Source organism: Hydrogenophaga sp. (assembly GCF_026125825.1).
Lineage (GTDB): Bacteria > Pseudomonadota > Gammaproteobacteria > Burkholderiales > Burkholderiaceae_C > Hydrogenophaga.
In genome coordinates this window covers 1-12947 of sequence record NZ_JAHCKK010000048.1, presented here as the reverse complement: position 1 = coordinate 12947, position 12947 = coordinate 1, and the positions used below count along the sequence as shown (strand labels likewise).

The following is a 12947-nucleotide window of genomic DNA, read 5'->3' as shown; positions in this document are numbered from 1 at the left end:
CACGATCGGAGCCGAGCCCCGCATGTCCCACCCTGCTTCCTGCCTACTCACCGGCCGCCGAGGCCGCGCCCCCCTGGCCGTGTGCGCGATGGCCAGCGTGTCGATGGCCGCGTGGGCCCAGACCGAGCCCGCGCTGGAGACCGTCACCATCAGCGACACGCGCGAGCGCGCCTACCGCGCCGTCGTCGCGCCCACCGCCAACAAGAGCGACACCACGGTGAAGGAAACCCCCTTCTCCATCCAGACCGTCACCCGCGAGCTGATGGAAGACCGCGGCGTGACCAGCTTCGGCGAAGCCGTGCGCACCGTGCCAGGCCTGACACCCCAGGTGGGCTGGGGCGGCAGCAACGACCGCTTCCGCCTGCGCGGCTTCGCCACCTCGGCCAACCTCAAGAACGGCTTTCGCCGCAGCGTGTTCGCCCCGGTGGACGAGCTGGTCAACATCGAGCAGATCGAGGTGCTCAAGGGGCCGGCCTCGGCGCTGTACGGCCGCTTCGAGCCCGGCGGCGTGGTCAACCTGGTCACCAGGAAGCCGCAGGACACCGCGCGCACCCGCTACGAATTCACCGCCGGCAGCCACGACTTCTACCGCGCCACCTTCGACAGCACCGGCCCGATCAGCGAGACCCTGAGCTACCGGCTCACCGGCTCCTGGCAGGACCACCAGAGCTTTCGCGATTTCGTGGGCGCGGAAACAGCATTCATCTCGCCCGTGTTCCGCTGGCAACTCGCGCCCCACACCACGCTGACGGCCGAACTCGAACTCGGCCGCAAGCGCGGCGCCTTCGACCGGGGTTTCGGCAACAGCCCGATGTTCCTCGGCGTGCCCATCCGCACCAACTACGCGGAAGCCGACACGCGGCTGAAAAACGACAGCGCCCTGGCCTCACTGGTGATCGATCACCGGCTGGACAGCGGCTGGCAGTTGCACGCCGGCCTGCAAACCTCATCGGCCAAGACCGATGCACTCTGGTACCCCTTCGGCTTCAGTCCGATCACCGGTGCCGACACGCCCAATCCGCAAGTCAACCGCCGCCAGCAGCGCAGCATCGACGACCAGACCGACCTCTCCGTCATGGCCGAGGTATCGCGCCGCTTCGAGGCGGGTGGTGTGCGCCACCGCGTGCTGCTCGGCGCCGATGCCAACCGCGACAGCTGGGACTTCCGCGCCGACGCCAACGTCGGCCCCTTCGGCTTCCCGACCAACCTGCCGATCGACCTGTACCACCCGGTGCATGGCAACACCGTGGTCGGCCCGCTCGTGCCCTACGACGCGTCGAACCACCGAAGCCGCAGCCTGGGCTTGTACGCGCAGGACGAGCTGCAGTTCGGTCCTCGGTGGCGCGTGCTGCTCGGCCTGCGCCACGACCGCTCGCGCACCTACGCCCGGGCCGACTACCTGCCCGTCTCAGGCAGGCTGGCGCGCAGCGACGATGCACTGTCGCCACGCGTGGGCGTGACCTGGACGCCGGCCGAAGCCGTGTCGCTGTACGCCAGCTGGTCCAAGTCGTTCCTGACCGAGCCCTTCAGCGGCATGCTGCGCAACGGCAGCCTGCCCGCACCGTCGCGCGGCACGCAGCTGGAAGTCGGCGCCAAGCTCAGCCTGCTCGACGGCCGGCTGGAGCCCACGCTGGCGGTGTTCGACATCCGCCGCCGCAACGGCCTGGTGTCCGATCCGAGCGATTTCGACTACGTGCTGCAGGTCGGCGAACAGCGCAGCCAGGGTTGGGAGCTGGATGTGCCGTTCAGCATCACGCCGCAATGGCGCCTGCTCGCCAGCGTCACCGAGATGAAAGCACAGATCAGCCGCGACAGCGACGCCACCCTCGTGGGCACCCTGCTGGCCAATGCGCCACGCCGCAGTGCCAGCCTGTGGACCACCTTCGATTTCAGCGGCCGCGCGGCGGGGCTGAGCGCGGGCCTGGGCGCCATCTACGTCGGCGAACGCCAGGCCAACACCGCCAACAGCTTCGTGCTGCCCTCGTACGTGCGCTGGGACGCCAACGTGGCCTACCGCTTCGGTGTCGGCCAGCGCTACAGGCTGCAACTCGCGCTGCAGAACCTGGGAGACAAGCTCTACCACGACTCGGGTGGCGCCTTCGTGCCGACCTACCCGGGCGCACCCCGCACCGTGCTCGCCAGCTTCGCCATGGCGCTCTGATGGGCCTGAGCACCCATGGCCTGACGGTGGGTCACAGTGGCCAGGCCCTGCTCGGCCCGCTGGACCTCGAACTGGCGGCCGGCCGCTTCGTCTGCCTGATCGGCGCCAACGGCGCCGGCAAGTCGACCCTGATCCGCACGCTGTGCGGCATGCAACCCGCCGTCTCGGGCGAGGTGCGCATCGACGGGGTGGCACTTGGCAGGATCACGGCGAGCGAGCGCGCGCGGCGGCTCGCGGTGGTGCTCACCGAGCGCGTGGACGTCGCGCAGATGACCGGGCACGACCTCGTCTGCCTGGGGCGCTACCCGCACCTCGGCTGGGGCGGCAGGCTCGGTGCCCGGGACCACGAGGCGGTGCAGGCCGCGCTGCTGCAGGCCGGCGCGCTGGCGCTGGCGGACCGGCTGGTCGCCGAGATGTCGGACGGCGAACGCCAGAAGGTCCTGATCGCCCGTGCGCTGGCGCAGCAACCGCGCCTGCTGGTGCTCGACGAAGCGACCGCCTTTCTGGACCTGCCGCGCCGCATCGAAACCATGCACTTGCTGCTGGCGCTTGCGCGCGAACAGGGTCTGGCCGTGCTGCTGTCCACGCACGACCTCGAGCTCGCGCTGCGCCATGCCGATGCGCTGTGGCTGATCGACGGCCAGCGTCGCCTGCACGCCGGCGCCCCCGAAGACCTCGCCCTGGACGGCACCCTGGCCGCCAGCTTCGCCGCCGATGGCCTGGTCTTCGACCTGGAACGCGCCGAGCTGCTTGTGGGCCGCAGCGCGCGGCGCGGCATCCGCATCGAAGGCGGTGGCATTCCTGCCGCCTGGGCCAGGCGGGCGATGCAACGCGCGGGATACGCCCACGACCCCGAGGCCGCGCAGGCCGTGCACGCGGGCAAACACGGCGTCTACACGCTGAGCCAAAGGGGTGAAGAGCCTCGGCGCTTCGCCACCCTGGGCGCGCTGGTGGAGGCGCTCTGCGCGCGCGAAGGCACCACCGCATGACCTCGCTGAGCGGCCTGCGCGCACGGGCGGCGGCGCTGCTGATGCCGATGCTGCTGTGCGCTTGCACGCAGATCGCTGCACCGCCGCGCGTGGCCTGGCCCACGGTGGCCGTGGATGCCCATGGACTGACCGACAACCTCGACGCCGCCTGCGTGAGCGAACACCAGCCCGGCAGGGACTACTTTCCGCACAAGACGGCCTTCACCCATTCGGTGCAATTGCAAGTGGTGTATGGCCCGCACTTCAAGCGCGTGCGCTTCACGCCCAGCGTGGGCACGGGCGAAACGCTGGAGTACCTGCTGGTGCAATGCGGCACGCCGGTGCCCGCGCACGGGCCGCACGAACAGGTGATTCAGGTGCCCGTGCAAAGGCTGGTCACCGGCAACGCGGCCGTGTTGGGCGCGCTCGACGAGCTGGGCCTGGTGGACCGGTTGTACGGGTCCGAAAACACGCGCAGCGCCACCGTGCCGACGGTGCGCGAGCGCATCGCGCAAGGCCTGGTGCACGACATGTGGGGCTACGGCCACGCATCCATCGAACCGGTGATGGCGGTGCAGGCCGATGTGTACCTGAGCTTCTACTCGGCCTACCCTCAGGGCAACATGCACCCGCGCCTGTGGGAGCTGGGCGTGCGCGCCATCGCGCAGGCCGACCACCACGAAACACACCCGCTGGGCCGCGCCGAGTGGCTCAAGCTGCTGGCCCTGCTCACCAACCGCGAGGCCCTGGCCAATGCGCAGTTCGACCGCATCGAGGCGCAATACCGGCACTTGACGGGCCTGGCCGCCGCCGCGCCCGACCGCCCCCTGGTGATGGCCGGCTTTGCCGCCGGCCGCGACACCGTCGAGACCTTCGGCGGGCGCAACCAGCGCGCCCGGTTGATCCACGATGCCGGCGGGCGCTACGCGCTCGCAGACGACGCGCGCAGCAGCAGCCTGGTGTACGAACGCTTCGAGAAGGTCTACGCGCTGGCGGCCGATGCGCCGGTGTGGCTCGGTGCGCTGGGGGGCCAGGCCAGCGTCGCCACACTGATCGACGCCAACCCCTTGCACGGCTGGTTCCGTGCCGCACGCGAAGGCCGCGTGTTCGCCTGGGACACAGGCTACACCGGCGCCTGGGCCTACCCCTTTCAGGACCAAGGCATGACCCGGCCCCACGTGCAGCTGGCCGAAGCCATCCGGGCGCTGCACCCGAGTCTGCCCCTGCCCCCTTTCGACACCGACACCGCTTTCCTGCGCCAGTTGCCATGACGATTGCCCTGTCCCCTTCCCTGGCGGCGCCCCCCTGGCAACGCCATGCCACCCCCGCCTGGTTCGCGACGCTGACCCTCATGCTGGTGGTCCTGTTCGTCGCCGAACTCTCGCTCGGTTCGGTCGCCATCCCGCTGGCGACGGTGCTGGACGTGTTGTCCGGCAGCGCGGGTCACGCGGTGTGGCGCGACATCGTGCTGGGCTTTCGCCTGCCACGCGCCCTCAATGCGCTGTGCTCCGGCGCGGCGCTCGGGGTGGCCGGCCTGTTGCTGCAGACGCTGTTCCGCAACCCGCTGGCCGACCCCTTCGTGCTCGGCATCGTGCACGGCGCGCGGCTGGGCAGTGCCCTGCTGGTGACGGCCGCAGGGGTGGCCGGCAATGCCTTGCTGCTGCGCTTCGGTCTCACCGGCGACATCGGTCTGGCGCTGGCCTCGGTGGCCGGCTCGGTGGCGGTGCTCGCGCTGCTGGCCACCCTGTCGCGCCGGGTCGGCACCGTCACGCTGCTCATCATCGGCCTCATGCTCGGCTACCTTGCCATCGGCCTCATCAGCGTGTCGATGCATTTCATCGACGAGACCCAGGCGCGCGCCTTCAAGGCCTGGGACGACGCGAGCTTTGCCGGCGCCACGCGGCAGCAATTGCACGTGCTCGTGCCCGGCGTGCTGACCGGCCTGATCGCCTGCGGCCTGCTCATCAAGCCGCTCAACGGCCTTCTGCTGGGTGAGCGCTATGCCGCGTCCATGGGCATGCGCGTGACCCTGGTCAAGCGCGGCGCGCTGCTCGCCACCGCGTGGCTGAGCGGGCTGGTGACGGCCTTCTGCGGCCCGGTGGCTTTCCTCGGCCTGGTGGCCGCCCAGGTGGCCCGCGCGCTCATGCGCAGCGCCGACCACCGCGTGCTGCTGCCCGCCGCCGGCCTGGTGGGTGCGGTCCTGGCCCTGGCCGCCGATCTGGTGCTGCACCTGCCGTGGAGCCGCCACGTGTTCCACCTCAATGCGGTGATCGGCCTGGTCGGCGCACCCGTGGCCCTTTTACTCCTTTACCGCACACGGGCATTGCACTGAGCGCACAGGCGGGCGACGGGCCGATGGCTACACTGCCCGTCTGCCCGCTCCACTCCGCACCGTGCCACTCACCCACCTGCTCCTTGCCCTTTCGGTGGTGTTCGTCTGGGGCACGAACTTCGTGGTGATCCGCTGGGGCCTGGACGGCCTGCCGCCCTTCCTGTTCGCCACGCTGCGCTTCGCGCTCTCGGCCTTGCCCTGGTTGCTGTTCATCCCGCGTCCCACCGCACCCTGGCGCAAGATCGCGGCCTTCGGCGTCCTGCTGGGCGTGGGACAGTTCGGCCTGTTGTTCCTGGCCATGCGCAGCAGCATCTCGCCCGGCCTGGCGTCGCTGGTGGTGCAGCTGCAGGTGTTCTTCACCATCGGGCTTTCGCTGTGGCTCATGGGGGAGCGCGTGCGCGGCTTCCAGGTCGCGGGCCTGCTGCTGGCGCTGGCCGGCCTGGGCGTGATCGCGGCCAACCTCGACGCCTCGGTCACCCTGCTGGGCATGGGCATGGTGCTGAGCGCGGCCTTCTTCTGGTCGCTCGCCAACCTGGTGGTGAAATCGCTCGGGCCGGTCAACATGCTGCAATTCATGGTGTGGAGCAGCGTGTTCGCGGTGCCACCCTTGCTCGCCCTGTCGTGGCTGGTGGAAGGTCCCGAGGCCATCGCCAGCAGCCTGCGGCACGCCGACACGCTGGTGTGGGCCAGCGTCCTGTGGCAGGCGGTGGGCAACACCCTGTTCGGCTACGGCGTGTGGAACTGGCTGCTGGCGCGCCACCCGGCGGCCACGGTCACCCCGCTGGCGCTGCTGATCCCCGTGTTCGGCATGGGCGCCTCGGCCCTTTCGCTGGGCGAGTCGCTGCCGGGCTGGAAGCTGGGCGCGGCTGCGCTGGTGCTGCTGGGCCTGGCGGTGATCGTCTGCTGGCCGCTGCTGCAGGCCCGCGCCCGCGCCAGGGCTGCCTGAGCCCGCAGCCGGATCTTTTTTGAATCCAGTGCGGGGTCGCGCTGCGTATCTCCTTCAGCCGCAGTTCCGGCTTCAACCCCAAGGAGATTCCATGATCAAGCAGACCCTCAGCAAAACCGTTCTGGCCCTGGCCATCGGCACCGCATCCCTCGGCGCTTTCGCGCAAGTCATGGTCGGCGGCGCGCCCATGCTGGCCAGCAAGGACATCATCGACAACGCGGTCAACTCCAAGGACCACACCACGCTGGTGGCGGCCGTGAAAGCCGCCGGCCTGGTGGACACGCTGAAGTCGGCCGGTCCGTTCACCGTGTTCGCACCCACCAACGCCGCGTTCGCCGCCCTGCCCGCCGGTACCGTGGACACCCTGCTCAAGCCCGAGAACAAGGGCATGCTCACCGGCATCCTGACCTACCACGTGGTGCCCGGCAAATGGGACGCGGCAGCCATCAGCAAGATGATCGCCGACGGCAAGGGCATGGCCTCGATCAAGACGGTGGCCGGTGGCACGCTGGTGGCCAAGTCGGCTGGCGGCAAGGTCACCGTGACGGATGAAAAAGGCGGCGTGGCCACCGTGACCATTGCCGACGTCTACCAGTCCAACGGCGTGATCCACGTCGTGGACAAGGTGCTGCTGCCGAAGTGACCGGCGCCGCAAGGCCTACTTCGCCAGCCGGGCGAAGGTCTTGCGGAATTTCGCCACCTTGGGCGCAGCCACGGCCATGCAGTAGCCCTGGTGCGGGTTGCGCTCGAAGAAGTCCTGGTGGTAGGCCTCGGCGGGCCAGTAGTTGAGCAGGGGCTCGAGCTCGGTCACGATGGGCTTGCCGAAGGCGTTGTCCTTCGCGAGCTCGTCGATCAGCGCCTGCGCCACCCGCTGCTGCTCGGCCGTGGTGTAGTAAATGCCGCTGCGGTACTGCGTCCCCACGTCGTTGCCCTGGCGGTTGAGCGTGGTCGGATCGTGGATCACGAAAAAGATCTCCAGGATCTCGCGCGTGGTGATCTGCGTGGGGTCGTATTCGAGCCGCACCACCTCGTTGTGGCCGGTGGTGCCAGTGCACACCATCTCGTAGCTCGGCTTCTCGACCTGGCCGTTGCTGTAGCCCGATTCGACGTCGGTCACCCCGGTCACTTCCTTGTAGACGGATTCGGTGCACCAGAAGCATCCACCGCCCAGCACCAGCACCTGTTTGTCGCTCATCGTGTTCTCCATGGGTTGAAGCCTCACTGTAAAGGTTGAGCAAAGGCCCGCACCGCCTCCAGGAATGCCGCCAGCGCCGCCTGGTCCCGGTCGGTCTTCCAGAGACAGTGCGTTTCATACGGCGGGGTGTCCACATCGAGCGGCACGAACACCGCCCCGGGCAAGCCGGCCTGCTGCAGCGCGGCCGGCACCAGCGCCACACCCAGGCCTTGCGAGACCAGCGACACCACGCTGAGCCAGTGCCGCAGCTCGTAGCGGATTTCGGGCGAGAAGCCCGCGTCGGCGCACAGGCCCAGGATGCGCTCGTGGTAATCGGGCGAGACCGCGCGCGACACCACCGCGAAGGGTTCGCCCTGCAGCTTCACCAGGGACAACCGACGGCGCCGCGCCAGCGCATGCCCCACCGGCAGGCAGGCCACGAAGGGCTGGCTCGACACCAGGATTTGCGAGAAGCTCGCCGGCACGCGCGTGGTGTGCACGAAACCCAGGTCCAGCCGCTCGTGCATGAGGTCGATCAGTTGGTCGCTCGAACTCATTTCGCGCAGCACCAGCCGCAGGCGCGGATGGCGCGCCGCGAAACCCTGCAGGATCTGTGGCAACCCCCGGTACAGCACGGTGCCCGCGAAGCCAATCTGCAGGCTGCCCACCACGCCCTGGGCCACTTCGCGCGCCTCGCGCGCGGCCTGGCCCGCCTGATCGAGCAAAGCGCGCGCGGACGGCACGAAGGCCTGCCCGGCGGCCGTGAGCTGCACCCCGCGGCTGTTGCGCGTGAACAGCTGCGCCCCCACCGAGGCCTCGAGTTGCTGGATGTTGAGCGACAGCGGCGGCTGCGTGATGGCCAGGCGCTGGGCGGCGCGGCCAAAGTGCAGCTCTTCGGCGAGCACGAGGAAATAGCGCAGATGGCGGAATTCCATGAATCTGATATTTGTATCGATGAATACACCAACGATATTAGACAGATATCCATCGCACGTCGACAATCGCCCCATCCCCAACCGACCACCGGAGACAAGCATGAGCACCCCCAAAGCCCGCTTCAGCTGGGAAGACCCCTTCCAGCTCGACCAGCAACTGAGCGATGAAGAGCGCCAGGTGCGCGACGCCGCCCACAGCTATTGCCAGGAAAAGCTGCTGCCGCGCGTGACAGAGGCTTTCCGGCATGAGAAGACCGACGCGGCCATCTTCCGAGAGATGGGCTCCCTCGGCCTGCTGGGCCCCACCATCCCCGAGGCCTACGGCGGCAGCGGCCTGAACTACGTCTGCTACGGCCTGGTGGCGCGCGAGGTCGAGCGCGTGGACTCGGGCTACCGCTCGATGATGAGCGTGCAGAGCTCGCTGGTGATGGTGCCCATCAACGAATTCGGTTCCGAGGCGCAGAAGCAGAAGTACCTGCCCAAACTGGCCACCGGCGAATGGATCGGTTGCTTTGGCCTGACCGAGCCCAACCACGGCTCCGACCCGGGCAGCATGGTCACGCGCGCCAAAAAGGTGGCGGGCGGCTACAGCCTCTCGGGCGCCAAGATGTGGATCACCAACTCGCCGATCGCCGACGTGTTCGTGGTCTGGGCCAAGGACGACGAAGGCGCGATCCGCGGTTTCATTCTCGAAAAGGGGATGAAGGGCCTGAGCGCCCCGGCCATCCACAGCAAGGTGGGCCTGCGCGCCTCCGTCACTGGCGAGATCGTGCTGGACGAGGTGTTTTGCCCCGAAGAGAACGCCTTCCCCGAGGTGCGCGGCCTCAAGGGCCCGTTCACCTGCCTCAACAGCGCGCGCTACGGCATCGCCTGGGGCGCGCTGGGCGCGGCAGAAGACTGCTACTTCCGCGCCCGCCAGTACGTGCTGGACCGCCAGCAGTTCGGCCGCCCGCTGGCGGCCAACCAGCTGATCCAGAAGAAGCTGGCCGACATGCTGACCGAGATCAGCCTGGGCCTGCAGGGCTGCCTGCGCCTGGGCCGCATGAAGGACGAGGGCACGGCTGCGGTGGAGATCACCTCCATCCTCAAGCGCAACAGCTGCGGCAAGGCGCTGGACATCGCCCGCCTGGCGCGCGACATGATGGGCGGCAACGGCATCAGCGACGAGTTCGGCGTGGCGCGCCACCTGGTGAACCTGGAGGTGGTCAACACCTACGAGGGCACGCACGACATCCACGCCCTCATCCTGGGCCGTGCGATCACCGGCATCCAGGCGTTCTCCTGAGCGCACGCCCCGGGGGGCCAAGGGCCCTTCGGCACCGATAAGTATGGGGGGTAGGGTATATTACTAACCCACTGGTCATTAAAGTCCCATGCCCGCCCCCGCCTCCACGACCACCCCCGAATCCGACGCCGAACCGCGCCAGCGCCGCGCCCGGCGCAAGGAGGCAAGGCCGGGCGAATTGCTCGATGCGGCGCTGCGCCTGTTCGTCGAGAAAGGCTTCGCCGCGACGCGGGTGGAGGAAGTCGCGGCCTCGGCCGGCGTGTCCAAGGGCACCCTCTTTCTGTACTTCCCGAGCAAGGAAGAGCTGTTCAAGGCCGTGGTGCGCGAGAACCTGGCCGGGCGCTTTCCCGAATGGAACGAGGAGCTGGACCACTTCGAGGGCGACAGCGCCGAGCTGGTGCGCTACTGCCTGCAGACCTGGTGGGAGCGCGTGGGGATGACGCCCGCCTCGGGCATCACCAAGCTGGTGATGAGCGAGGCCGGCATGTTCCCCGAGATCGCGGCCTTCTACCAGAAGGAAGTGATCGACCCCGGCCACGAACTGATCCGTCGCGTCCTGCAGCGCGGCATCGACCGCGGTGAATTCCGCCCGTTGTCCATGGACTACGCCATCTACAGCCTGATCGCGCCCATGATCTTCGTGCTGATGTGGAAGCACTCCATGGCGCCGTGCTGCGCCTCGAATGAGACGCTGGACCCGGTCGGCTTCATCGACAACCAGGTGGATTTGCTGCTGCACGGCATGCTCGCCCCTGCCACCACCCCCTGACCCCCTTGCCGCCATGAACGCTCCCCGCTCGCGCCCCACCTGGATCAAATGGCTCCTGCTGGCCGTGCTGGTGCTGGGGCTCGGCCTGGGCCTGGTGCGCGCGCTGGACAAGCGCAAGACCCAGGGCGACTCTGCCCGCGCGGCGGCCGAGGCGCTCAAGACGGCACCGGTGTACACGCTCTCCGCCCGCGACGTGGTGGCCGTGCAGTCCCTGGAACTCACGCAGACGGTGGGCATCTCCGGCTCGGTGCAGGCCTTGCAGACCGCGGCCATCAAGGCGCGCACTGCCGGTGAGATCCAGGGCCTGAGCAAGCGCGAGGGCGACGCGGTGAAGGCCGGGGAAGTGGTGGCACGCATCGACAGCCCCGAGGCCGACGCGCGCGTGCGCCAGGCCGCGCGGCAGGCCGAGTCGGCCCAGTCGCAAGTGGCGATCGCGCGGCGCACGCTGGACAACAACCAGGCCCTGGTGCGCCAGGGCTTCATTTCGGCCACCGCACTGGAAACGGCCACGGCCAACCTGGCCGGCGCCGAGGCCACGCACCAGGCCGCGCTGGCCGCGCTGGACATTGCGAAGAAGGCCCTGGCCGACACCACGCTGCGCTCGCCTTTGAATGGCCAGATCTCGGCCCGCCTGGTGCAGAACGGCGAGCGCGTGGGCGTGGACACGCGCGTGTTCGACGTGGTGGATCTCTCGGCCTTTGAGATGGAGGCGGCCATCACCCCGGCCGACGCGGTGTCGGTGAAGGTGGGCCAGAAGGCCCAGCTGCGCGTCGAAGGCCTGGCCGAGCCGGTGCAGGCCACGGTCTCGCGCATCAACCCCAGCGTGCAGGCGGGCAGCCGAAGCGTGCTGGTGTACCTGCGCGTGCCGGGCAGCGAAGGCATGCGCCAGGGCCTTTTCGCGCAGGGCCAGATCTTCACCGGCGCGGTCACCGCGTTGGCAGTGCCGCAGTCCTCGGTGCGCAACGACAAGCCCCAGCCCTATGTGCAGGTGGTGCGGGAGAGCAAGATCGCCCACGTCGTGCTCGACGGCGGCGCCACCGGCCTTCGGGGCGCCGAGCCGATGCGCGAGGTCAAGGGGCTGCAAGCCGGCGAGACGGTGCTCAGCGCCCAGGCTGGCGCCATCCGCGAAGGCACGGCCGTGCGCCTGGCCACCGCCACGAACTGAGCGCGCCGCACCATGTGGTTCACCCAGGTCTCGCTGCGCAACCCGGTCTTCGCCACCATGGTGATGATTGCCTTCGTGGTGCTGGGCCTGTTCTCGTTCCAGCGCCTGCAGGTGGACCAGTTCCCCAACATCGACTTTCCGGTGGTCGTGGTGCAGGTGGCCTACCCGGGTGCCTCGCCAGAGATCGTCGAGTCCGAGGTCACCAAGAAGGTGGAGGAAGCGGTCAACGCCATCGCCGGTGTCAATACGCTCACCTCGCGCAGCTACGAAGGCCAGTCCATCGTCATCATCGAGTTCCAGCTGACCGTGGACGGGCGCAAGGCGGCCGAGGACGTGCGCGAGAAGATCGCCATCCTGCGCCCGGTGTTCCGCGACGAGGTGGAAGAGCCGCGCGTGCTGCGCTTCGACCCGGCCAGCCGCTCGATTTGGTCGGTGGCCGTGATCCCCCAGGCGGTGGACGGCAAGACACCGAGCGCGGTCGAGCTCACGACCTGGGCCGAGCAGGTGTTCAAGAAACGGCTGGAGAACGTGCGCGGCGTGGGCTCGGTCACGCTGGTGGGCGCCACGCGGCGGGCCGTCAACATCGATCTCGACCCTTCGGCCATGGAAGCGCTGGGCGTCACCACCGAGCAGGTCAACGCCGCCGTGCGCAACGAGAACCAGGACCTTCCGGTGGGCACGCTCAAGAGCGGCGAAGTCGAGCGGGTGGTGCAGGTGCTCTCGCGCCTGCAGAACCCGCAGGACTTCGAGAACATCATCGTCGCGCGCCGCGGCGGCCAGGCCGTGCGCCTGGGCCAGGTGGCGCGCGTGAGCGACGGCACGCAGGAAGTGGAGAGCCTGGCGCTCTACAACGGCCAGCGCACCTTGCTGCTGCAGGTGCAGAAGGCGCAGGACGAGAACACCATCGCCGTGACCGATGGCCTCAAGGCCGCCGTGACCGCGCTGGGTGCCGAGCTGCCGCCTGGCGTGCGGCTGGAGCAGATCGCCGACGGCTCGCGCCCGATCCGCGTCTCGGTCGAGAACGTGCGGCGCACCCTGATCGAGGGCGCGGTGCTCACCGTGCTGATCGTGTTCCTGTTCCTGAACTCCTGGCGCTCGACCGTCATCACCGGCCTGACGCTGCCGATCGCGCTCATCGGCACCTTCTTCTTCATGAACCTGTTCGGGTTCACCATCAACATGATCACGCTGATGGCGCTCACGCTTTCGGTG

The 12947-nt window shown here is 68.9% G+C and carries 12 protein-coding genes; 10 read left to right on the top strand and 2 right to left on the bottom strand.

Features of this window, described 5'->3' with window-relative positions; all coding sequences use genetic code 11:
- The first annotated feature begins 22 nt into the window (after positions 1–22).
- The 6 genes from KIT86_RS15410 to KIT86_RS15385 all read left to right on the top strand — a co-directional run bounded on the left by KIT86_RS15410 (position 23) and on the right by KIT86_RS15385 (position 7050).
- The gene (locus KIT86_RS15410) at positions 23–2161 is read left to right on the top strand and encodes a TonB-dependent siderophore receptor (RefSeq protein ID WP_297399889.1); all 2139 of its coding nucleotides are present in this window, start codon (positions 23–25) and stop codon (positions 2159–2161) included.
- Positions 2161–3150, top strand: coding sequence for an ABC transporter ATP-binding protein (locus tag KIT86_RS15405; RefSeq protein WP_297399887.1), 990 nt, complete (start codon positions 2161–2163; stop codon positions 3148–3150). Before KIT86_RS15410 ends, KIT86_RS15405 begins: the two co-directional genes overlap by 1 nt.
- Positions 3147–4400, top strand: a complete 1254-nt coding sequence (locus KIT86_RS15400; RefSeq protein ID WP_297399886.1) for an ABC transporter substrate-binding protein — start codon at positions 3147–3149, stop codon at positions 4398–4400. The genes KIT86_RS15405 and KIT86_RS15400 overlap by 4 nt, the downstream gene beginning before the upstream one ends.
- The gene (locus tag KIT86_RS15395; RefSeq protein WP_297399884.1) at positions 4397–5461 is read left to right on the top strand and encodes an iron ABC transporter permease; all 1065 of its coding nucleotides are present in this window, start codon (positions 4397–4399) and stop codon (positions 5459–5461) included. Before KIT86_RS15400 ends, KIT86_RS15395 begins: the two co-directional genes overlap by 4 nt.
- A gap of 61 nt (positions 5462–5522) precedes the next feature.
- On the top strand, positions 5523–6407 hold the full coding sequence (locus tag KIT86_RS15390; RefSeq protein WP_297399882.1) for an EamA family transporter: 885 nt from the start codon (positions 5523–5525) through the stop codon (positions 6405–6407).
- A gap of 91 nt (positions 6408–6498) precedes the next feature.
- On the top strand, positions 6499–7050 hold the full coding sequence (locus KIT86_RS15385) for a fasciclin domain-containing protein (protein WP_297399880.1): 552 nt from the start codon (positions 6499–6501) through the stop codon (positions 7048–7050).
- A 15-nt stretch (positions 7051–7065) separates the two neighbouring features.
- Here KIT86_RS15385 and msrA read toward each other — a convergent pair whose 3' ends face one another.
- Both msrA and KIT86_RS15375 read right to left on the bottom strand, forming a co-directional pair.
- Positions 7066–7602 (bottom strand): peptide-methionine (S)-S-oxide reductase MsrA, encoded by a 537-nt coding sequence (gene msrA / locus KIT86_RS15380; protein WP_297399877.1) that lies wholly within the window; start codon positions 7600–7602, stop codon positions 7066–7068.
- A 23-nt stretch (positions 7603–7625) separates the two neighbouring features.
- A complete protein-coding gene (locus tag KIT86_RS15375) occupies positions 7626–8516 on the bottom strand; it encodes a LysR family transcriptional regulator (RefSeq protein ID WP_297399876.1) in 891 nt (296 codons plus the stop codon).
- Between the two features lie 100 nt (positions 8517–8616).
- Here KIT86_RS15375 and KIT86_RS15370 point away from each other — a divergent pair, with 100 nt between their 5' ends.
- The 4 genes from KIT86_RS15370 to KIT86_RS15355 all read left to right on the top strand — a co-directional run.
- On the top strand, positions 8617–9801 hold the full coding sequence (locus KIT86_RS15370; protein ID WP_297399874.1) for an acyl-CoA dehydrogenase: 1185 nt from the start codon (positions 8617–8619) through the stop codon (positions 9799–9801).
- Positions 9802–9889: 88 nt separating this feature from the next.
- The gene (locus KIT86_RS15365) at positions 9890–10570 is read left to right on the top strand and encodes a TetR/AcrR family transcriptional regulator (RefSeq protein WP_297399872.1); all 681 of its coding nucleotides are present in this window, start codon (positions 9890–9892) and stop codon (positions 10568–10570) included.
- Positions 10571–10583: 13 nt separating this feature from the next.
- A complete protein-coding gene (locus KIT86_RS15360; protein WP_297399870.1) occupies positions 10584–11735 on the top strand; it encodes an efflux RND transporter periplasmic adaptor subunit in 1152 nt (383 codons plus the stop codon).
- Between the two features lie 12 nt (positions 11736–11747).
- A partial coding sequence (locus KIT86_RS15355; RefSeq protein ID WP_297399868.1) for an efflux RND transporter permease subunit occupies positions 11748–12947 on the top strand: 1200 nt, incomplete at its 3' end.

Coding starts and splice junctions, on each gene's coding strand:
- KIT86_RS15360 (WP_297399870.1), top strand. CDS start 10,584: ATGAACGCTCCCCGCTCGCGCCCCACCTGGATCAAATGGCTCCTGCTG.
- msrA (WP_297399877.1), bottom strand. CDS start 7,602: ATGAGCGACAAACAGGTGCTGGTGCTGGGCGGTGGATGCTTCTGGTGC.
- KIT86_RS15410 (WP_297399889.1), top strand. CDS start 23: ATGTCCCACCCTGCTTCCTGCCTACTCACCGGCCGCCGAGGCCGCGCC.
- KIT86_RS15370 (WP_297399874.1), top strand. CDS start 8,617: ATGAGCACCCCCAAAGCCCGCTTCAGCTGGGAAGACCCCTTCCAGCTC.
- KIT86_RS15405 (WP_297399887.1), top strand. CDS start 2,161: ATGGGCCTGAGCACCCATGGCCTGACGGTGGGTCACAGTGGCCAGGCC.
- KIT86_RS15395 (WP_297399884.1), top strand. CDS start 4,397: ATGACGATTGCCCTGTCCCCTTCCCTGGCGGCGCCCCCCTGGCAACGC.
- KIT86_RS15365 (WP_297399872.1), top strand. CDS start 9,890: ATGCCCGCCCCCGCCTCCACGACCACCCCCGAATCCGACGCCGAACCG.
- KIT86_RS15375 (WP_297399876.1), bottom strand. CDS start 8,516: ATGGAATTCCGCCATCTGCGCTATTTCCTCGTGCTCGCCGAAGAGCTG.
- KIT86_RS15400 (WP_297399886.1), top strand. CDS start 3,147: ATGACCTCGCTGAGCGGCCTGCGCGCACGGGCGGCGGCGCTGCTGATG.
- KIT86_RS15385 (WP_297399880.1), top strand. CDS start 6,499: ATGATCAAGCAGACCCTCAGCAAAACCGTTCTGGCCCTGGCCATCGGC.